This is a genomic window from Streptomyces cavernae (assembly GCF_004023625.1).
Taxonomy (GTDB): domain Bacteria; phylum Actinomycetota; class Actinomycetes; order Streptomycetales; family Streptomycetaceae; genus Streptomyces; species Streptomyces cavernae.
Genome location: NZ_RPDJ01000007.1, coordinates 286,694 through 306,594 on the forward strand (window position 1 = coordinate 286,694; position 19,901 = coordinate 306,594).

At 73.1% G+C, this 19,901-nt stretch carries 15 protein-coding genes and 1 riboswitch; of the genes, 1 reads left to right on the plus strand and 14 read right to left on the minus strand.

The features are described from left to right. Positions 1 to 38: 38 nt before the first annotated feature. From cobC to cobM, 5 genes are all read right to left on the minus strand, one after another. On the minus strand, positions 39 to 1,121 hold the full coding sequence (cobC, locus tag EF387_RS19765; protein WP_238431596.1) for an Rv2231c family histidinol phosphate aminotransferase CobC: 1,083 nt from the start codon (positions 1,119 to 1,121) through the stop codon (positions 39 to 41). Continuing rightward, positions 1,111 to 2,064, minus strand: a complete 954-nt coding sequence (locus EF387_RS19770) for a sirohydrochlorin chelatase (RefSeq protein WP_128377901.1) — start codon at positions 2,062 to 2,064, stop codon at positions 1,111 to 1,113. The genes cobC and EF387_RS19770 overlap by 11 nt, the downstream gene beginning before the upstream one ends. A gap of 83 nt (positions 2,065 to 2,147) precedes the next feature. Beyond that, a complete protein-coding gene (cobJ, locus tag EF387_RS19775; RefSeq protein WP_128377902.1) occupies positions 2,148 to 3,836 on the minus strand; it encodes a precorrin-3B C(17)-methyltransferase in 1,689 nt (562 codons plus the stop codon). After that, complete coding sequence (gene cbiE / locus EF387_RS19780; RefSeq protein WP_128377903.1) at positions 3,833 to 5,095, minus strand: precorrin-6y C5,15-methyltransferase (decarboxylating) subunit CbiE; 1,263 nt, start codon at positions 5,093 to 5,095, stop codon at positions 3,833 to 3,835. Before cbiE ends, cobJ begins: the two co-directional genes overlap by 4 nt. Continuing rightward, positions 5,092 to 5,916: a precorrin-4 C(11)-methyltransferase gene (gene cobM, locus EF387_RS19785; protein WP_128377904.1), complete on the minus strand. Its 825-nt coding sequence runs from the start codon at positions 5,914 to 5,916 to the stop codon at positions 5,092 to 5,094. Before cobM ends, cbiE begins: the two co-directional genes overlap by 4 nt. A 100-nt stretch (positions 5,917 to 6,016) precedes the next feature. Here cobM and EF387_RS19790 point away from each other — a divergent pair, with 100 nt between their 5' ends. Then, positions 6,017 to 6,745, plus strand: coding sequence for a ZIP family metal transporter (locus EF387_RS19790; protein ID WP_128377905.1), 729 nt, complete (start codon positions 6,017 to 6,019; stop codon positions 6,743 to 6,745). Positions 6,746 to 6,774: 29 nt separating this feature from the next. Here the strand turns inward: EF387_RS19790 and cobI are convergent, their stop codons facing one another. From cobI to EF387_RS19835, 9 genes are all read right to left on the minus strand, one after another. Beyond that, the gene (cobI, locus tag EF387_RS19795) at positions 6,775 to 7,509 is read right to left on the minus strand and encodes a precorrin-2 C(20)-methyltransferase (protein ID WP_128377906.1); all 735 of its coding nucleotides are present in this window, start codon (positions 7,507 to 7,509) and stop codon (positions 6,775 to 6,777) included. After that, positions 7,506 to 8,969, minus strand: a complete 1,464-nt coding sequence (locus tag EF387_RS19800) for a cobyrinic acid a,c-diamide synthase CobB (RefSeq protein ID WP_128377907.1) — start codon at positions 8,967 to 8,969, stop codon at positions 7,506 to 7,508. Before EF387_RS19800 ends, cobI begins: the two co-directional genes overlap by 4 nt. Then, positions 8,969 to 9,577: a cob(I)yrinic acid a,c-diamide adenosyltransferase gene (gene cobO, locus EF387_RS19805; RefSeq protein ID WP_128377908.1), complete on the minus strand. Its 609-nt coding sequence runs from the start codon at positions 9,575 to 9,577 to the stop codon at positions 8,969 to 8,971. The genes EF387_RS19800 and cobO overlap by 1 nt, the downstream gene beginning before the upstream one ends. Then, entirely contained in the window at positions 9,577 to 11,586 is a 2,010-nt protein-coding gene (locus EF387_RS19810; RefSeq protein ID WP_128377909.1) for a putative cobaltochelatase, read from the minus strand. Before EF387_RS19810 ends, cobO begins: the two co-directional genes overlap by 1 nt. Next, entirely contained in the window at positions 11,583 to 15,257 is a 3,675-nt protein-coding gene (gene cobN, locus EF387_RS19815) for a cobaltochelatase subunit CobN (protein WP_128377910.1), read from the minus strand. Before cobN ends, EF387_RS19810 begins: the two co-directional genes overlap by 4 nt. Further along, positions 15,254 to 16,786, minus strand: coding sequence for a cobyric acid synthase (locus EF387_RS19820; protein WP_128377911.1), 1,533 nt, complete (start codon positions 16,784 to 16,786; stop codon positions 15,254 to 15,256). The genes cobN and EF387_RS19820 overlap by 4 nt, the downstream gene beginning before the upstream one ends. After that, positions 16,783 to 17,727 (minus strand): cobalamin biosynthesis protein, encoded by a 945-nt coding sequence (locus tag EF387_RS19825; protein WP_128377912.1) that lies wholly within the window; start codon positions 17,725 to 17,727, stop codon positions 16,783 to 16,785. Before EF387_RS19825 ends, EF387_RS19820 begins: the two co-directional genes overlap by 4 nt. A gap of 124 nt (positions 17,728 to 17,851) precedes the next feature. Continuing rightward, a riboswitch (cobalamin riboswitch) is annotated at positions 17,852 to 17,992 on the minus strand. A gap of 133 nt (positions 17,993 to 18,125) precedes the next feature. Further along, positions 18,126 to 18,341: a hypothetical protein gene (locus EF387_RS19830; RefSeq protein WP_128377913.1), complete on the minus strand. Its 216-nt coding sequence runs from the start codon at positions 18,339 to 18,341 to the stop codon at positions 18,126 to 18,128. A 33-nt stretch (positions 18,342 to 18,374) separates the two neighbouring features. Next, a complete protein-coding gene (locus EF387_RS19835) occupies positions 18,375 to 19,616 on the minus strand; it encodes an inorganic phosphate transporter (RefSeq protein ID WP_128377914.1) in 1,242 nt (413 codons plus the stop codon). Positions 19,617 to 19,901 lie beyond the last annotated feature (285 nt).

Genomic DNA, 19,901 nt, shown 5'->3' on the forward strand with positions numbered 1-19,901 from the left:
GGGGCGTGGGACAGCCGTCGAGCGGCCCCCGCCCACCTTCAACGCCCCGCCAACGCCAACGCCTTGTCCAGCGCCTGGAGGAAGGCGTTCACGGTCGCACGGTCCCGTACGGCCAGCCGGAGCCACTCGGGTCCGAGCCCGGGAAACGTGTCCCCCCGCCGCACCGCGAACCCGAGACGGCGCAGATGCCCCCGTACCGCGTCCGCCCCCGGCAGGCGGACCAGCACGAAGGACCCCTCCGCGGGCTCGGCCACCCGTAGCCCGTCCGCGGCGAACTCCCTTAGCCCCGCGACCAGATGGGCGCGGTCCGCGGCGATCCGGCGCGCCGCCTCCTCCGCCTCCGCCACCGCGTCCGGAGTCACACATGCCTCCGCCGCCGCCAGCGCCGGCGTCGACACCGGCCACAACGGCTGCGCGCGCTCCAGCTCCGCGATCGTGTCCGGCGCCGCCAGCACATAGCCGATCCGCAGCCCCGCCAGCCCCCACGTCTTGGTGAGACTGCGCAGGACCACCAGGCCGGGAACGTCCTGCCGCCCGGCCAGCGCCTCCCGCTCACCCGGCACCGCGTCCATGAACGCCTCGTCCACCACCAGCGTCCGCCCGGGACGGGCGAGCCCGGCTATCGCCGCCGCCGGGTGCAGCACAGACGTGGGATTCGTCGGGTTGCCGATCACCACCAGGTCGGCGTCCTCGGGCACGACCCCGTCCGACAACCGGAAGCCGTTCTCCTCCCTCAGCAGCACCCGCCCGACATCGTGCCCGGCATCCCTGAGCGCCGCCTCCGGCTCGGTGAACTGCGGGTGCACCACCACCGGCCGCCGCACCTTCAGGGCCCGCGCGAGCAGCACGAACGCCTCCGCGGCACCGGCCGTGAGCAGCACGCGATCGGCCGGCAGCCCGTGCCGCGCCGCCACCGCCGCCCGCGCGGTCCGCCCGTCGGGGTACGCCGCGAGTCCGCCGAGCGACGCGGCGATCCGCTCCCGCAACCACGCCGGGGGCGTGTCCGCGCGCACGTTCACGGCCAGGTCGACCAGCCGGGCGCCGTCGTCGCGCACCTCGGCGTCCCCGTGGTGCCGCAGGTCGTGGGCGTCGCGAGCGGCGCCCTCCTCCTCAGTGCGCATGGGAGTGGGAGTGGGCGTGCCCGTGCGGACCGTGATCGTGCGGGCCGTGACCATGATGGTGATGGCCGTCGTCGTCCGGGTGGAAGTGCGGCTGCTGCGGCAGCCCCACCTTCTCCTCGAACCCCGGCAGCGCGATGCGGTAGACGCACGAGTCGCAGTTCATCCGCAGATCGCCGGCCAGGGCTTCCCGGTAGCGCTCCATGACCAGGTCGAGCAGTTCGGGCTCCGGGCCGATGACGTCGGCGGAACGGACGTCGAGTTCGGGGTGGGCGGCCGCCCAGCCCTCGGTCTGCATCCGCACCCGGTCCGGCAGCACACCCGTGAAGAGGAAGTAGGGCAGCACCACGATCCGCCGCGCGCCCAGCCGGGCACACCGCTCGAGCCCGGCGGGCACGTCGGGCGCGGCCAGCGACACGAACGCCGTCTCCACGCCCGCGTAACCGCGCCCCTCCCACAGCAGCCGTGCCGCCTTGTACACCTCGGCGTTGGCGTCGGGATCCGTCGAACCCCGCCCGACCAGCAGCACCGTCACCTCGGCCCGGTCGCCGGGCGTACGCGTCGCCGTCGCGCCGAGTGCCTCCTCCAGCCTGCGCTCCAGCACCGACAGCAGCGCCGGATGCGGACCGAGCGGGCGCCCGTACGTGTACGAGATCCCGGGGTGCCGCTCCTTCTCCCGGGCCAGCGCCGCGGGGATGTCCCCCTTGGCGTGCCCGGCGGACACCAGCATCAGCGGGACGGCGGCGAAGCGGCGTACCCCGCGTTCCACCAGCTCGGTCACGGCGTCACCGAGCGGGGGCGGCGACAATTCGATGAAGCCGCCCGCGACGGGCAGTTCGGGATGACGGCGCCCCAACTCCCTTACGAACGAACGGAACGCCTCGGCACCCGCGTCGTCCCGGGTGCCGTGTCCGGCGATGAGCAGGGCGGGGGGCGGGGTGGTCACAATGTCTCCCTTTTCTTGTGGGCTCGGTTCGCCTCCGGGGCGCCCGTCCCGGTCTCGAGGACGGGCAAGACCTACGGAACCGCTCACGACTCCCCCTGCCACCGGTAGCCGCGCGGCGTCACCATGCGGCCCGCGATCTCACGGGTCGCCGTGTTCCCCACGGTCACCACGGTCATCATGTCCACGATGGCCGGATCGAGCGCTGACAGGGTGGTGAGCCGGCTGGACTCGTCGGCCCGGGAGGCGTTGCGCACGACCCCGACGGGTGTGGACGGCTCCCGGTGCCCGGCGAGGATCGCCAGCGCCTTCGGCAACTGCCAGTCACGGCCCCGGCTGCGGGGGTTGTAGAAGGTCACCACGAGATCGGCCTCGGCGGCGGCCCGGACGCGGCGCTCGATGACCTCCCACGGTGTGTGCAGATCGGACAGGCTGATCGACACGTGGTCGTGGCCGAGCGGCGCACCCAGGATCGCCCCGGCCGCGAGGGCCGCGGTCACCCCGGGCACGCCCACCACGTCGATGTCGTCGGACGCCTCGGCGAGCGCGGGCGACGCCATCGCGTACACGCCCGCGTCGCCGCTGCCGATGAGCGCGACGGCCTGACCGCGCCGGGCCTCGGCGACCGCGGTGCGCGCCCGCTCCTCCTCGGCCCCGAGCCCCGACTCCAGCACCCGGGTGCCGGGCCGCAGCAGATCGCGGATCTGGTCGACGTACTGGTCGAGCCCGACCAGTACGGACGCCCGCCTGAGCTCCTCGCGGGCGCGCGGCGTGAGCAGGTCGCGCGCCCCGGGTCCGAGCCCGACGACCGCGAGCCGCCCACGCCCCGGGCGCCGTACGACGGCACAGGTCGCCATCGCCGGCCGGCCGTCGGCGCGCTCCGACTTCCGCTTGGGGACCAGGAGTTCACCGCCCCGCACGAGCGCGGCGGCCTCGGCCACCGAGGGCGTGCCGACAGCGGCCAGCGGCGCGCCGGACGGGTTGGGCACATCCACCCGCGCCAACTCCTCGGCGGAGTAAGTGACCACGGGCACGCCCAGCCGCCGGGCCGCCTGAAGGATCCCGGGCTCCTCGGCTTTCGCGTCCACCGTGGCGAGCTCCGCGAGGGACTTCACCGACAGCCCGGCCTCCCGCAGCGCGCCCGTCACCAGGTCGTGCACCTCGTCCGCCGGAGCGCCCCTGGAGGCGCCCACCCCGACCACCAGGGACGGCGGGCGCAGCAGCACCTCGTGTCCGGCCGGCTCGACCGCGCGATCGGTCGAACGGATCGTGTACGACCCCTGGTCCGCGACCGGCAGCGGCGGCAGCGGCCAGGGCAACTCCGCCTCCAGAGCGACGGGTTCGCCGTCCAGCAGCGCACGCGACACCGCGGCGACGTCCCCCTCCACCGGGAACCCGAGCGTGTCCAGGCCGGGCAGCCCGACGGAGTCGGTCGCGGTCGTCACCACCGGCCGCGCACCCAGCAACCCCGCCACCTCTCCGGCGAGTTCATTGGCGCCGCCCGCATGCCCGCCGACCAGCGACACGGCGAACCGGCCGCCCTCGTCGACACACACCACACCCGGGTCGGACACCTTGTCACCCAGCAGCGGGGCGATCAGCCGGACGACCGCGCCCGTCGCCAGGAAGCACACGAGCTGCTCGCACTCGGCGAACGCGGCCCGCACGGCGTCCGCCACGGGCCCGTCGTACACCCGCGTACGGTCCGGCCATGCCGCGGCCAGCCGGTCCCGCGCGGCCGCTCCCGCCGCCGTGGCGGAAATGAGCCCGATCACCGGTCAACTCCTTCACTACGCGCCGCGGGCCGGACGCCCCACAGCAGGAAAACGGGATTGGCCGCCGCGAGCCGGGTCACGTCCCCCGGCAGCGGCGCGAGCCGCGACGACTGCAGCAGTACCCCGCCGCAGTCGAACCCGGCGCCCACGAGTGCCTCCCGCGCCGCCGGCACCCGGTCCAGCGCGGCCACGGCCACCACCACGGCCCTGCGGGCGCGCCGCGCGCACGCCGTGACGATGGCGGGCAGCTCACGGCCCCCACCGCCCACGAACACGGCGTCGGGGTCGTCGAGATCGGACAGCACCGTCGGCGCCGCCCCGTGCACGACCCGAACGTCCACACCGTGCGCCGCCGCGTTGGCCCGCACCCGCTCCACACCGTCCCGGGTCTTCTCCACGGCGGTCACCGCGGCCCCGAACCGCGCGCACTCCACGGACAGCGACCCCGACCCGGCCCCTATGTCCCACACATGCTCACCGAGCCGCGGCCCCAGCCGGGCCAGTGCCAGCGCCCGCACCTCGAACTTGGTGATCATCGAGTCGCGGTGCTCGAACTCGTCCTCGTCCAGCGCCCAAAGGGCAGGCGGAGCCACCACCCCGGCGACGGTCCGCACCGGCGTGAGGGCCCGCCCCTCGGCCAGACACAGCACCACGTTCACCGCCCGCCCCCAGTCGCGGGCCGCGGCCTCGGAGGGCGTGCACCGCACGATCCGCTCGTGTCCCGGGTAGCCCAGAGCGGTGGCCACCACGAGGACCCGGTCGGCCCGGCCGGCGGAGAGCGCGGACCCCAACTCGGCGGGCCCGGCCCCGGGTCCGGTCAGCACGGCCACCTTCGGGTGCGCCCGGCACACGTTCACCGCCGCCCGCAGATCACGTCCGTGCGCGCTCACCACCACCGCGTCGTCCCACGGCAGCCCCACCCGCGCGAACGCGGCGGCCACCGACGACACCGCCGGCCGAACATCCAGCCGCTCGGGCCCGAACCGCTCGGCCAGCGCCCGTACGATCCCGAAGAACCCGGGATCCCCCGAGGCCAGCACCACGACCCCGCGCTGCTGTTTGTCGTCCTTCTCCAGGTACGCCTCGACGGCGTCCAGCGCGGGCGCCAGCGGGCCCAGCACGATCCGCTCGATGGCGTCCGGCAGCCGGGCCGCCGCGATGTGCCGCCGCGCACCCACCACGAGTCCCGCCCGGCCGAGCGCGATCCGGGCGTCGGGGGAGAGCGGCGCCCCCGTCCCCGTACCGACGACGGTGATCACGACGGACCGCCCTTGCGCGCCGCCCGCAACTCGGCCCGCGCCTGCGGATCGGCCTTGCGGTAGCCGTGGAAGTGGCCCGGGTGGTACAGGTGCGAGCGGGTGCCGTGCGCGTCGAGCGCCGGGCCGACCAGGAACAGCGTGTGCTTCCACAGCTTGTGTTCCTTGACCGTCTCCTCCAGCGTGCCGATCGTGCACCGCACGATCAGCTCCTCCGGCCAGGTCGCCTGGTACGCCACCACGACCGGCGTGGACGTCGGATAGCCGCCCTCCAGCAACTCCCGTACCAGCTGACCGCTGCGCGCCGCCGACAGGAACACCGCCATCGTCGTCCCGTGCCGGGCGAACTCCCGCACCTCCTCGCCCGGCGGCATCGGCGTCTTCCCGCCGCCGAGCCGGGTCAGGATCACCGACTGAGCGACCTCCGGGATCGTCAGCTCGCGCCCCGCGAGGGCCGCGACGGCGGAGAACGACGACACCCCCGGCACGACCTCGGTGTCGATCCCGATTCCGGCACAGCGGTCGAGCTGCTCCTGGGTACCACCCCACAGGGCGGGGTCGCCGGAGTGGATACGGGCGACCTTGAGACCGCTGTCCCGGGCCCGTTCGTAGACGGCGACGACGTCCTCCAGGGACATGGCCGCCGAGTCCAGGATCTCCGCGTCCGCGCGGGCGTGCCGAAGGACCTCCTCCTGCACCAGGCTGGCCGCCCAGATCACGACGTCGGCCTCGGCGATCGCCCGCGCGGCGCGGAACGTCAGCAGATCGGCGGCGCCGGGGCCGGCACCGACGAAGGTCACCTTGCCGGCGGTGGTGTCGGCCATGGGAGGGTCCTCTCCGGTAGGAACTTCAGGGACGGAACTTAGGTGACGGGACGGCACGGCCGATGTGCGTGGACCGGCGCCGATCGGATAGCAAGGACCCATGGCGGTGTTCGTCGCGCTCGGCGCGTTCCTGATGACGTTGGCCGGCGGATGGACGGCGCAACGCGTCACCGACCGCCGCCACCTGGTACTGGGCCTGGCGGGCGGGCTGATGCTGGGCGTGGTCGGCCTGGATCTGCTGCCGGAGGCGCTGGAGGCGGCCGGGCACGAGGTGTTCGGAGTACCGGCCGCGCTGCTGCTGTTCGTCGCCGGTTTCCTGCTGGCCCATCTGGTGGAACGCCTGCTGGCGGCCCGGCAGGCCGCGCACGGCGCCGAGGAGACGGACGGTCGCACACCCGAGGTCGGCCTGACGGCGGCCGCCGCGATGGTGGGGCACAGCGCGATGGACGGTGTGGCGATCGGCGCGGCCTTCCAGGTGGGCGGTGGCATGGGCGTGGCGGTGGCACTGGCGGTCGTCGCCCACGACTTCGCGGACGGCTTCAACACCTACACGCTCACCCGCGCGTACGGGAACGCCCGCCGCAAGGCCCTCGTCATGCTCTTCGCGGACGCCGCCGCCCCCATCGTGGGCGCGGCCTCCACACTCCTGTTCACCATCCCCGAGCCCCTGCTCGGCGGCTATCTCGGTTTCTTCGGCGGAGCACTGCTGTATCTCGCCGCCGCGGAGATCCTCCCCGAGGCGCACCACGCCCACCCCGCGCGCTCGACCCTGCTGTGCACGGTCGCCGGGGCGGCCTTCATCTGGCTGGTGGTGGGCATCGCGGGCTGACCCCGCGAATCTCCCGGCGTCCCGCGGGTTCACAGTTTCCCGCCGCGTCCGCCGTCGCGCCGGGCGGGCGCGATGAGGGTCGACAGATAGGGCAGCGGACCGCCCTCCTCCAGATCCGCGGCCGGACGGATCGACTCCTCCGGCAGCCCCAGCGCGGACCCCCACACGGCGTCCTCCACCCGCCCCGTCTCCCGCAGGGCCGCCGCGACCTCCTGGGCGAGCCGCCCGAACTTGTACGCCACGACCGTCCCCGGCCCCTGGAGCGCCTCCTTGAGCACGGCGGCCCCCGCGGTGACGGGAACCAGGGTCAGCGGCTCCGTCCCCTCGGTCAGCACGGCGCCGGAACGCGCGGCGAGGTCCTGCATGGCCGTGATGCCCGGGACGGTCTCGATCACCGTGCCCGGCACCAACTCCTCGACGGTCTGCGCGAGATAGGTGAACGTGGAGTACACGTTGGGATCGCCGATGGTCGCGAAGGCCACCGACCCGTGCCGCCGCAGCAGTTCCGCCACACGCTTCCCGGCCGCGTCCCAGGCGGCCTCCCTGCGCCCTCGGTCGGTCCGCTCGTTCAGCGCGAAGACGACCCGCTCCACCTTGTCCCCGGGCACGTAGTGCAGCACGGTCGCCTCGGCCCGCCCGCGCTCTCCCGTGTCCATGACGGGCACGACGACGACATCGGCGGCCCGCAACGCGCCCACGCCCTTGACGGTCACCAGCTCGGGATCCCCCGGCCCGACCCCGACCCCGATCAGTGTGCTGCTCATGACGTCCGGCACCTCTCCACGAACCGACGGGCCACAGCGGGCGCGGACGCCCAGTGGGTGTGCAGATAGCTCGCGTGCACACCGTCTTGTACGAAACCCTCCACACGCCGTTCAGTCCCCCGGAACCCCCACGCCGGGGCGGCCCCGGCGCCCGGCTCCACGACGGTCCGGTGGAACTCGTGCCCGCGCGTCCGGGACCCGGCGGCGACCAGCACACTGTCACTCACGGCCACCGCGTCCCGGTAGCCGAGCGTGAGCCGCTCACCCATCCGCGCCTCGGCGTCGATGACACCACACATGGGCTGCCCGTCGAGCGCGCGGGACAGGTACAGCAGCCCCGCACACTCGGCGGCGACTGGCGCACCGCTCTGCGCGAGCGCCGCAACGGCCTTGCGGAGCGGCTCGTTCGCGGAGAGTTCGGGCGCGTAGACCTCGGGGAAACCGCCGCCGATCACGAGCCCGGCGGTCCCGTCGGGCAGCTGCTCGTCACGCAGCGGATCGAACGGCACGACGTCGGCACCGGCGGCACCGAGGAGTTCGGCCTGCTCGGCGTAGGAGAAGGTGAAGGCGGGGCCGCCGGCGAGAGCGACGGTGACCTTCGAGCGCGCATGAGCACGACTCAGCCCGTCCGGCGTCCGAGCAGGAGGCCCTGCGGACGGGGACGGGGAACCGGGGGCGGAGCCCCCCGGGTCGGCAACGGGAAGGGACGGAGGGGACGGAACGCGCAGGGCGTCAACCGGATCCCAGGCCGCACCCGACAACGAACCGGCACTGCACGCCAGCGCGAACAAACCATCCAGATCACACCCTTCGCGCACCCGCGCCCCCATGGCCGTCACGGCCTCCACCGCCTCGGCCCGACGCTCGGCGACCGGCACCAATCCCAGGTGACGTGAGGGGGTCCCCACCTGGTCGGCCCGCCGCAACGCGCCCAGCACAGGCACCCCGGCAGCGTCCAGCGCCTCCCGCAACAACCCCTCATGCCGGTCCGAGGCAACCTTGTTCAGGATCACGCCCCCCACCCGCACCCCGGGATCCCAGGAGGCGAACCCGTGCACGAGCGCCGCCACCGACCGCGACTGCGACGACGCGTCCACGACCAGCACCACCGGCGCCCCGAGCAGCTTCGCCACCTGCGCCGTGGAAGCCAGCTCACCCTCGCCGGCCGCCCCGTCGTAGAGCCCCATCACCCCTTCGACGACGGCCAGATCACACCCCCGCGCCCCGTGCGCGAACAACGGTGCGACCAACTCCGCGCCGCACAGGTAGGCGTCGAGGTTCCGCCCCACCCGCCCGCAGGCGAGCGCGTGGTACCCGGGGTCGATGTAGTCCGGCCCGACCTTGTGCGGGGACACGGCGAGCCCCCGCGCGGCGAACGCGGCCATCAACCCCGTGGCAACGGTGGTCTTGCCGCTGCCCGAGGAGGGCGCGGCGACGACCAGCCGAGGGACGGACGACATCACCACTCGATGCCCCTCTGCCCCTTCTGCCCGACGTCCATCGGATGCTTCACCTTGGACATGTCGGTCACGAGGTCCGCGAAGCCGACCAGCTTCTCCGGAGCGTTCCGCCCGGTGATCACCACATGCTGGGTCCCCGGCCGGTCCCGCAGCACGGAGATCACCTCGTCGGTGTCGACCCACCCCCAGTGCATCGGGTACGCGAACTCGTCGAGGACGTACAGCCGGTAGGTCTCGGCGGCCAGGTCCCGCTTGACCTGCTCCCACCCCTCGCGGGCCTTCTCCTCGTTGGTTGCGTTGTCGCCCTGCAGGTCACGCTGCACCCAGGACCACCCCTCGCCCATCTTGTGCCAGGCGACGGACCCGCCCTCCCCGCTGTCACCCAGCACCCGCAGCGCCCGCTCCTCGCCGACCTTCCACTTGGCCGACTTTACGAACTGGAAAACCCCGACCGGCCACCCCTGGTTCCAGGCGCGCAGGGCGAGCCCGAACGCGGCGGTGGACTTGCCCTTGCCGACCCCGGTGTGCACGACGACCAGCGGCCGGTTGCGGCGCTGACGAGTCGTCAGTCCGTCGTCCGGCACGACACTCGGCTGTCCCTGCGGCATTACGCGGCCCTCCTGCTGTTGCCCTGCATGTCCTTGACCAGCCCGGCGATCGACTCGGCCCGCAGCTCGTCCAAGGTCACGGCCGTACCGCCGAGTTCACCCGCGAGTTGCCCGGCGAGACCCAGCCGTACGGGCCCCGACTCACAGTCGACGACCACCGACGCGATGCCCTCCGCGGCGAACAACCGCGCGGCCCGCCCGGCGAGTTCGACCGGCTGGGGGCCTCCGGTGGCCCGCCCGTCGGTCACGACCACCACGAGCGCCCGCCGCGCGGGATCGCGCAGCCGCTCCACCCGCAGCACGTCATGAGCCTTCAGCAGCCCGGCCGCGAGCGGAGTCCGACCGCCCGTCGGCAGCGACTCCAGCCGGGCCGCGGCCGCGTCCACGGACGAGGTGGGCGGCAGCGCTACCTCGCCCGCCGACCCCCGGAAGGTCACCAACCCCACCTTGTCCCGCCGCTGGTAGGCGTCGAGCAGCAGCGACAGCACGGCACCCTTCACCGCGCCCATCCGCTGCCGGGCCGCCATCGACCCGGAGGCGTCCACGACGAACAGCACGAGATTGCCCTCGCGGCCCTCGCGGGTGGCCTGCCGCAGATCGTCACGCCGTACCACGAGCCCCGGCCCGGACCGGCCCCGGGCCCGCTGATGCGGCGCCGCGGCCTGCACGGTCGCCGCCAGATGCAGTTTCGTCAGCGCACCCTGCGGACGCCGCGCGCCCGTGGTCCGCCCGTGCTGCGTCCGCGCCCGGGACCGCCGCCCGGCCGCGCCCTCGCCGAGGCCCGGCACGGTCAGCACCTTCGTACGGAACGGTTCCGAGGCCCGGGCCGGCGACTGCTCACCGCCGCCCGCTCCGGACGGCTGCGGTTCCCCGTCCTCGCCGGCCTCGGGACGCGCGGCGGAGTCGTCGCCCCGCGGTCCGTCGTCCGGGTCCGGCTGCCCACCACCCCCACCGGGCCCGTCAGGACCGGGGTCGGGGTCCGGATCGTCGTCCTCTGAGCCCCCGAACTCCTCCAGCGTCTCGTCGAGCTTGTCCTCGTCGAGCCCGGGCGCGTCGAACGGATTGCGCCGCCGCCGGTGGGGGAGGGCGAGCAGCGCGGCCTGCCGCACGTCCTCGGCGAGCACATCGGTCCGCCCGGCCCACGCCGCCAGCGCGGTGGCGGTCCGCGCCATCACGATGTCGGCCCGCATACCGTCCACCTCGAAAGCGGCGCACGTGGCGGCGATCTGCCGCAGCGCGCCGTCGCCCAGCCGCACGGAGGGCAGCAGGTCGCGCGCCGCCACGATCCGCGCCCGCACGGCGGCCTCCTCGTCGGCCCAGCGCGCGGCGAAACCCTCCGGGTCGTCGTCGTAGGCGAGCCGCCGCCGCACGACCTCCACCCGCTGCTCGGGCTCCCGCGAGGCCGCGACCTCCACGGTCAGCCCGAACCTGTCCAGCAACTGCGGGCGCAGCTCGCCCTCTTCCGGGTTCATCGTCCCCACCAGCAGGAAACGCGCGGCATGCCGTACGGAGACACCCTCGCGCTCCACGTACGACGCGCCCATCGCGGCGGCGTCGAGGAGGAGGTCGACGAGATGGTCGTGGAGGAGGTTGACCTCGTCGACGTAGAGGATGCCGCGGTGTGCGTCGGCGAGCAGTCCGGGCTCGAACGCCTTCACGCCCTCGGCCAGCGCCCGCTCGATGTCGAGCGCGCCGACGAGCCGGTCCTCGGAGGCCCCGACGGGCAGTTCGACCATCCGCGAGGCCCGGCGAACACCCGCCCCGGTCTCGTGCGGCCCGTCCGGGCACGCGGGGTCGGGCGCGCCCGGATCACAGGAGAAACGGCACCCCGGGACGACGTCCACCTCGGGCAGCAGCGCCGAAAGGGCCCGCACCGCCGTGGACTTGGCGGTGCCCTTCTCACCGCGGACCAGCACACCGCCGACCGCCGGTGACACCGCGTTCAGCAGCAGCGCGAGCCGCAGGTCGTCCTGTCCGACGACGGCCGTGAACGGAAACGGAACAGTCACTGGTCGTCGCCCTCCGAGTTGCCTTCCAGGTCTCCCTCGAGCTCCAGGTAGGTGGCGCGCAGCCGTTCCAGCGTGTCGGCGTCCGGCTCCGCCCACAGCCCCCGGTCGGCCGCTTCCAGCAACCGTTCCGTGATGCCGCGCAACGCCCACGGGTTGGACTTCTTCATGAAGTCCCGGTTCTCCGCGTCGAAGACGTACTCGGCGCTGAGCTTCTCGTACATCCAGTCGTCGACCACACCCGCGGTGGCGTCGTACCCGAAGAGGTAGTCGACGGTCGCCGCCATCTCGAAGGCGCCCTTGTAGCCGTGCCGCCGCATCGCCGCCATCCAGCGCGGGTTGACCACCCGGGCGCGGAACACTCGGTGGGTCTCCTCGCCCAGCGTCCGCGTCCGCACCTGGTCCGGTGTCGCCGAATCCCCCACGTACGCCTCGGGGGAGGCCCCCGTCAGATGCCGCACCATGGCGACCATCCCGCCGTGGTACTGGAAGTAGTCGTCCGCGTCGACGAGATCGTGCTCGCGCGTGTCGACGTTCTTCGCCGCCACCGCGATCCGCCGGAACGCCGTCTCCATGTCGCCCCGGGCCGCGCGCCCGTCGAGCCCGCGCCCGTAGGCGTAGCCGCCCCACACCGCGTACACCTCGGCGAGGTCGGCGTCCGAGCGCCAGTTCCGGGCGTCGATCAGCGGGAGCAGACCGGCCCCGTACGCGCCCGGCTTGGAGCCGAAGATACGGGCCGTGGCACGCCGCCGGTCACCGTGCTCCGCGGTGTCCGCGTCGGCGTGCGCCCGGACGTAGTTGGACTCGGCAGGCTCATCAAGTTCCGCGACCGCGCGCACCGCGTCGTCGATCAGCCCGACCACGTGCGGGAACGCGTCCCGGAAGAAGCCGGAGATGCGGACGGTGACGTCGATGCGGGGCCGGCCGAGTTCGGCGAGCGGCACCACCTCGAACCCGGTCACCCGCCGCGACGCGTCGTCCCACACCGGACGGCAGCCCAGCAGCGCCAGGATCTCCGCGATGTCGTCGCCCTGGGTGCGCATCGCCGACGTGCCCCACACCGTGAGCCCGACGGACTTCGGGTACTCACCGGTGTCGCTCAGATAGCGCGCCACGAGCGAGTCGGCCAGCGACTGCCCGACCTCCCAACTCAGCCGGGACGGAATCGCCTTGGGGTCGACCGAGTAGAAGTTCCGGCCGGTCGGCAGCACGTTCACCAGGCCACGCGTCGGCGAACCCGACGGACCCGCCGGAACGTAACCGCCGTCGAGGGCCTTGAGGATGTGCCCGATCTCGTCCGTGGTCCGCGCGAGCCGCGGCACCACCTCACGGCAGGCGAACTCCAACACGGCGACCGCCTCGGGGAGTTCGATGCCGAGCACGTCCCGCACGAGGGACGGCACGGCCGCCGCGTCCCACCCGCGCTCCTCCATGCCCTCCGCGACCCGCCGGCACAGCTGCTCCAGCAGATCGATCGCGTCGGCGGCCGTACGCGACGGCCCCTGAACCAGATCGGTCAGCTCGGCCGGCACCTTCACACCCGCCCCGGGCTCGGCCAGCAACTCCTTCTCCACCAGCCCGAAGTGCTCCGCGAGCGAGGCCCTGAGCCCCGGCAGCGCATTGGCCTGCCCGCCCCACACCTGAGAGGCGCGCAGCACGGCCAGCACCAGATTGACCCGCGGCCCACCGACCGGTCCGCCGCCGAGGATGTGCAGACCGTCCCGGATCTGCACGTCCTTGATCTCGCACAGATAGCCGTCGATGTGCATGACGAACTCGTCGAAGTCGTCGTCGCCCGGCTGCTCGTCGACGTGCAGGTCGTGGTGGAGCTCGGCCGCCTTCACCAGCGTCCAGATCTGCGCCCGTACGGCCGGCGCCTTCGCCGGGTCCAGGTCGGAGACGAGCGCGTACTCGTCGAGGAGCTGCTCCAGCTTGGCCAGGTCGCCGTAGGTGTCGGCGCGGGCCATCGGCGGTACGAGGTGGTCCACGACGGTGGCGTGGCCGCGGCGCTTGGCCTGGGTGCCCTCGCCGGGGTCGTTGACGATGAACGGGTAGATCAGCGGCAGGTCACCGAGGACCGCGTCCGGGGCACAACCGCCGCTCAGCCCGAGGCCCTTGCCGGGCAGCCACTCCATCGTGCCGTGCTTGCCCATGTGCACGATCGCGTCGGCGCCGAAACTGTCCTCCAGCCACCTGTACGCGGCCATGTAGTGGTGCGAGGGCGGCATGTCGGGGTCGTGGTAGATCGCGATCGGGTTCTCCCCGAAGCCGCGCGGCGGCTGGATCATCACGACGACGTTCCCGAACTGCAGCGACGCGAGCACGATGTCGTCCCCGTCGACGTACAAGGACCCCGGCGGCTCGCCCCAAGCCTCGAGCATCCCGTCCCGCAGCTTTGGGTCGAGCTTGTCGAACCACGCCCGGTAGTCGGCGAGCGGCACCCGCGCGGGTGCCGCGGACAGTTGTTCCTCGGTCAGCCACTCCACGTCGTGACCACCCGCCTCGATGAGCCGGTGGATCAACTCGTCGCCGCCCGCGGGGTATTCGGTGAGCGCGTACCCGGCGTCCCGGAGCGCGTCGAGCACCCGGACCGCCGACGCGGGCGTGTCCAGCCCGACCGCGTTGCCGACCCGTGAGTGCTTGGTCGGGTACGCGGTGAAGACGAGCGCGAGCTTCTTCTCCGCGTTCGGCTTGTGCCTCAGCCGGGCGTGCCGCACCGCGATCCCGGCGACCCGCGCGGCCCGCCCGGGGTCGGCGACGTACACCGGCACGTCGGCGCCGTCTTCGTCGACCTGCTCCTTGAACGAGAACGGCACGGTGATCAGCCGTCCGTCGAACTCGGGGATCGCGACCTGCATCGCCGCGTCCATGGGGGAGAGGGCGGCGTCCGACTCGTCCCACGCGGCACGGGAGGAGGTCAGGCATAGGCCCTGCAGCACGGGGACGTCGAGTTCGGCGAGCGCGCCGATGTCCCAGGCCTCCTCGTCGCCGCCCGCGGACGCCTGCGAGGCGTGCGTACCGCCGGCCGCGAGCACGGTGGCCACCAGCGCGTCGGCCCCGCCGAGCAGCTCGTACAGCCCGGCGTCGGCCCCGCGCAACGAACCGCAGTAGACGGGAAGGGCGTTGGCGCCGTGGGCCTCGATCGCGTCGCAGAGGGTGTCCACGAACCCGGTGTTGCCGCTGAGTTCATGGGCCCGGTAGAAGAGCACGCCCACAGTCGGACGGCCCGCCACGACGGCACGCTCGCCATGGACCCCGTACTCCGGCATCTTCTGCGGTTCGACGAACCCCTCGCCGGTCAGCAGCACGGTGTCGGAGAGGAAGCGCGCCAGCTCGGTGAGGTTGGCGGGCCCGCCCTCGACGAGGTAGCGCAGCGCCTCCGCCACCACACCCGCGGGGACGGACGACTCGGCCATCAACTCCGCGTCCGGCACGGCCTCCCCGCCGAGCAGCACGGTCGGGATGCCGGCCGCCTTCAGCGCGGCGAGTCCGTCCTCCCAGGCGCGCTTGCCGCCGAGCAGCCGTACGACAGCGATGTCGGCGCCCTCGACAAGACCCGGCAGCTCCTCCGTGACGTCCACCCGGGTCGGGTTGCCGATCCGGTAGGGGGCGCCGGAGGCACGGGCCGCCAGCAGATCGGTGTCGGCGGTCGACAACAACAACACTGTGCTCATGCGGGTGCTCCCGGTGGAATGAAGGGCAGTCCTTGCGGCGCGCCGGACTCGATGAGCCGCCACAGCGCGTCCGTGTCCGCGTGTTCCTCGATCAGATCGCCGAGCCGGTCCAGCTGCGCCTCGCGCAGCGCGGCGAACGACGTGCCGGCGGCCGGTACGAAGCGGCGGCCCGCGGCGGCGGCCACCTCGCGCAGGAAGGCCCGCCGGAAACCGTCCGACTCCAGCGAGCCATGCCAGTGCGTGCCCCAGACGGCCCCGACCCGGCAGCCGTCCAGGCTGTGTCCGTCGTCATCGCGGATGAAGGCCTCCCCGCCGGTCACCTCGGCGACCCCGTGGTGGATCTCGTACCCCTCGACGTACTCGCCGAGGGCCTCCCCGACGGGCCTGGTCAGTGTCTTCTCCCGGGCGAACCGCACCCGCACCGGGAGCAGTCCGAGTCCGTCGACGTGCCCTTCGCGGCTCTCCACGTCGTCCTCGATGTGCTCGCCGAAGATCTGGAAACCGCCGCAGATGCCGAGCGTCGGGCGGCCCTCCGCGGCTCTTCGGACGAGCGCGTCGGCGAGTCCGCGCTCACGCAGCCACTCGAGGGCCCTGACCGTCCCCCGGGTCCCCGGGACGACGACCAGGTCCGCGTCGCTCAGTTCCTCCGCGCGGTCCACGAACCGCACGACGACGCCGGGTTCGGCGGCGAGAGCGTCCACGTCGGTGAAGTTGGACATGAGCGGGATCGCGCAGACGGCGACGCGCAGGACGTCCTCGCCGACGGGCGCGGACACCTCGGACTCCCGCACGGCCCCGCGCAGCGAGACCGCCATCCCGTCCTCCTCGTCGATGCCGAGCCCGCGCCGGAACGGCAGAACCCCGTACGTGCGGCGCCCGGTGAGCCCCCGCAGCATGTCGAGGCCCGGCTCCAGCAGTGAGACGTCCCCCCGGAACTTGTTGACGAGGAACCCGGCGACGAGGGCCTGGTCCTCCCGGGACAGCAGGGCGACGGTCCCGAAGAACGAGGCGAAGACACCACCGCGGTCGATGTCACCCACGACCAGCACCGGAAGTCCGGCGTTCCGGGCGATGCCCATGTTCACGATGTCGGTCCGCCGCAGATTGATCTCGGCGGGAGAGCCGGCCCCTTCGCAGATCACCGCGTCATACGTGCCCCGCAACTCGGCGAGGCACTCCAACACCGTCCCCAGCAGCGCCTCCTGGCGCCCGCCGTGGTAGCCGCGGGCCGACAGCTCGCCCACGGGCTTGCCCATGAGCACGACCTGGCTGCTGCGGTCGCTGCCCGGCTTGAGCAGTACGGGGTTCATCCGGGCGGTGGGCTCGATGCGGCACGCCTGGGCCTGCATCGCCTGCGCCCGGCCGATCTCCGCGCCCTCACGTGTCACGAACGAGTTCAACGACATGTTCTGCGCCTTGAAGGGCGCGACCTTCACCCCCTGCCGCACCAGCCAACGGCAGATCCCGGCGGTGACGACGCTCTTCCCGGCGTCGGAGGTGGTTCCGGCGACCAGCAGTCCACCGCTCACGAGGTCCTCCTGCGTTGGGTGACGAACCGTCCTGCGACACACACCGCGAGGGCCAGCCAACTCACCCGGTGCGACAGCCGAACCGCCCGTTCGATGTCGTCCACGACCACGGGCCGCCCGTCGCCGTTGAGCACTGGCCGGTGCTCGACGCGTCCGCCGTAGGAGAGGGTCCCCCCGAGCCGTACGCCGAGCGCTCCCGCGAAGGAGGCCTCCACGGGACCGGCGTTGGGGCTGGGGTGCTTGCCCGCGTCCGCACGCCACGCGCGCACCGCCCCGCGCGGATCGTCCCCGGCCGCGGCGGCCAGCGCGGCGGTGAGCCGGGCACCCGGCCATCCCGCGACGTCGTCCAGCCGGGCGGACGCCCACCCGTACCGCCGGTACCGCGGCGACTTGTGGCCCACCATCGCGTCGAGCGTGTTCACCGCCCGGAACCCGACGAGGCCCGGCACCCCGCCCACCGCTCCCCAGACGAGGGCACCCACCACCGCGTCGGAGGTGTTCTCGGCGACGGACTCGACGACGGCCCGGGCGATCCCGTCGGCGTCGAGCGCCTGCGGATCCCGCCCGCACAGATGCGGCAACCGCGCCCGGGCGCCCTCGATGTCCCCGGCCCGCAGCGCGCGCCCGACGGCCCGCGCCTCACGTCCGAGGGAGGTGCCCCCGACAACGGCCCAGGTGGCGGCGGCGGTCAGCGCGACGGAGGCGGTTCCGGAGCGGCGTACGGCCGAGGCGGCGACGGCGGCGGCACAGACGGCCCCACCGGCGCACGCGGCGGTGTGCAGCGCTCCCCACCCCCGGTGTTCCCGCCACAACACCCGCTCCACGGCGCCCGCGGCACGCCCGAACCCGGCGACCGGATGCCACCGGCGGGGATCGCCGAGCAGCAGGTCACCGACGAGTCCGGCGGCGGCGCCGTACGCGAAGACGCGATCGGCACGCATCGCTCAGCCGATCGCGGGGTCAGTCAGGGCCCTGCGGATGGTCCTCGGGGTGGTCCGGTGGCGGACCCTCAATCGGCAGCCCTGCATGGCGTTTTGTCCTCACTCAGGGTGTCCACGCCCTGGTTCGACGAGACCGGCGACGAGAGTTCCTGACTCCCGGGGACGTTCGCACCCCGGTCACAGTGGCGGGACCGCGCCGGATTCTCACCGGCTTCCTCTCCTGTCGCCGTATTGGCTCCGGCAGTCCACCACGGCCCGAGAAGGCCCGTCAACTTGCCTTTGACCTGCAACGGGAGAGTGTGCTGAGGCCCACACACAGGTGGGGTGCGGGACGGGTGACACCTCCCGCACCCCCCCGGGTAGAGGTGCCGCGCCGGCCGGCGCGGCTCAGGTGCCGGTCAGGCGACGATCAGCGAGATCCCGTACGCGACCGCCGCCGCGCAGGCGGCGAAGCACGCGTACGCGCCGGCTACCGCGAGCGCCGCGGAGGCGCCCGTGGCCGACTCCTTCTTGGAAAGACCCGCGATGCCCAGGGTGAACAGCGCCACCAGGGCGACCGTGACCACGAGGCTGACTCCGAAGACGGAGCCGAGGGCTGCCCAGTCGATGTGCATGGTGTGTTACTTCCTTCGGACTCAGGCTCAGGCTCAGGCCACGGCCGACGGGGACGAGGAGTTCGCCGGGGTCTCCTGGCCGGCCGGGACGGAGGCCGCTAGGTCCTCCGCGGGGTGGCCGACCGGGGGCGGGGTGACGGCGGCGATGGCGGTCGTCACCACGCCGGCGGGCTCCTCGGTGTCGTTGACGTTGGTGTGGTCGACCACCTCGCGGCGGGAGACGACCCAGATCGCGGCGCTGGAGGCGACCAGGAAGACCGCGACGAGGCCGGTGCCCCACGCCCCGAAGGAGGTCACGAACTCCGCGAGCGCGCCCACCAGGGCGGCGGCCGGGAGCGTCAGGCCCCAGGCGACGAACATCCGGGTCGCCGTGGACCAGCGGACCACACCGTGCTTGCGGCCCAGGCCGGCGCCCATCACCGAACCGGAAACCGAGTGCGTGGTGGACAGGGAGAAGCCGAGGTGCGAAGAGGCCAGGATGACCGTGGCCGCGCTGGTCTGGGCGGCGAAGCCCTGCTGCGGCTGGAGGTCGGTCAGGCCCTTGCCCATGGTGCGGATGATGCGCCAGCCGCCCAGGTAGGTACCGAGCGCGATGGCGACACCGGCGGAGAGGATGACCCAGGTGGGCGGGTCCGAGTCGGGGGCGATCGAGCCGCCGGCGACCAGGGCCAGGGTGATGATGCCCATCGTCTTCTGGGCGTCGTTCGTGCCGTGGGCCAGCGACACCAGGCCCGCCGAGGCGATCTGGCCGGCCCGGTAGCCCTTGGAGGTCGTGTTGTCGTCGGCGTTCCGGCCGAGCGCGTACGTCAGCCGCGTGGCGATCATCGCAGCGATGCCCGCGACCAGCGGGGCCGCGACGGCGGGGATCAGCACCTTGGTGACGAGCACGTCGCCGTGGACCGCGCCCAGGCCGGCCGAGGCGATGGTGGCACCGATCAGACCGCCCATCAGGGCGTGCGAGGAGCTGGATGGCAATCCGACCAGCCAGGTCAGGAGGTTCCAGAGGATCGCGCCGACGAGGGCGGCGAAGATCACTTCCGGCTGTATACCGGATTCGTCGACCAGGCCCTTGGAGATCGTGTTGGCGACCTCTATGGAGAGGAAGGCGCCGACAAGGTTGAGCACGGCGGACATGGCCACCGCGACCTTGGGCTTGAGTGCGCCGGTCGAGATGGTGGTGGCCATCGCGTTGGCGGTGTCGTGGAAACCGTTCGTGAAATCGAACGCGAGCGCTGTCACAACCACGATCGCGAGGATCAGCGAGAAGCTTTCCATTTACCCAGGCTTCTTTTGGACGTCAGTGGCACGTGGACCGTAGGCAACCTGGATGAACAGTAGATGAACTGAGGCAGGCGATGGAGTGACCTGATTGGAGTGCCGTCCTTCCGCTTGTGGCGGAGCGATTGATTCCAGCCCCCCTCGAACGGATGCGGAAGGACTGGGTCCATCGCATACGGACGGGTGGCAGCCGTCCGGTCCTGGGCGTCCGGCCCTGGGGGACGGGGCGCGCCACTCAGCTCACACGCCGAATCGACCCGCCAGCACACCGCGCCCCGCGCG

Coding starts and splice junctions, on each gene's coding strand:
- cobM (WP_128377904.1), bottom strand. CDS start 5,916: ATGGCCGACACCACCGCCGGCAAGGTGACCTTCGTCGGTGCCGGCCCC.
- cobO (WP_128377908.1), bottom strand. CDS start 9,577: ATGCCGCAGGGACAGCCGAGTGTCGTGCCGGACGACGGACTGACGACT.
- EF387_RS19800 (WP_128377907.1), bottom strand. CDS start 8,969: ATGTCGTCCGTCCCTCGGCTGGTCGTCGCCGCGCCCTCCTCGGGCAGC.
- cobN (WP_128377910.1), bottom strand. CDS start 15,257: ATGAGCACAGTGTTGTTGTTGTCGACCGCCGACACCGATCTGCTGGCG.
- cobI (WP_128377906.1), bottom strand. CDS start 7,509: ATGAGCAGCACACTGATCGGGGTCGGGGTCGGGCCGGGGGATCCCGAG.
- cobC (WP_238431596.1), bottom strand. CDS start 1,121: ATGCGCACTGAGGAGGAGGGCGCCGCTCGCGACGCCCACGACCTGCGG.
- EF387_RS19790 (WP_128377905.1), top strand. CDS start 6,017: ATGGCGGTGTTCGTCGCGCTCGGCGCGTTCCTGATGACGTTGGCCGGC.
- EF387_RS19830 (WP_128377913.1), bottom strand. CDS start 18,341: ATGCACATCGACTGGGCAGCCCTCGGCTCCGTCTTCGGAGTCAGCCTC.
- EF387_RS19825 (WP_128377912.1), bottom strand. CDS start 17,727: ATGCGTGCCGATCGCGTCTTCGCGTACGGCGCCGCCGCCGGACTCGTC.
- EF387_RS19835 (WP_128377914.1), bottom strand. CDS start 19,616: ATGGAAAGCTTCTCGCTGATCCTCGCGATCGTGGTTGTGACAGCGCTC.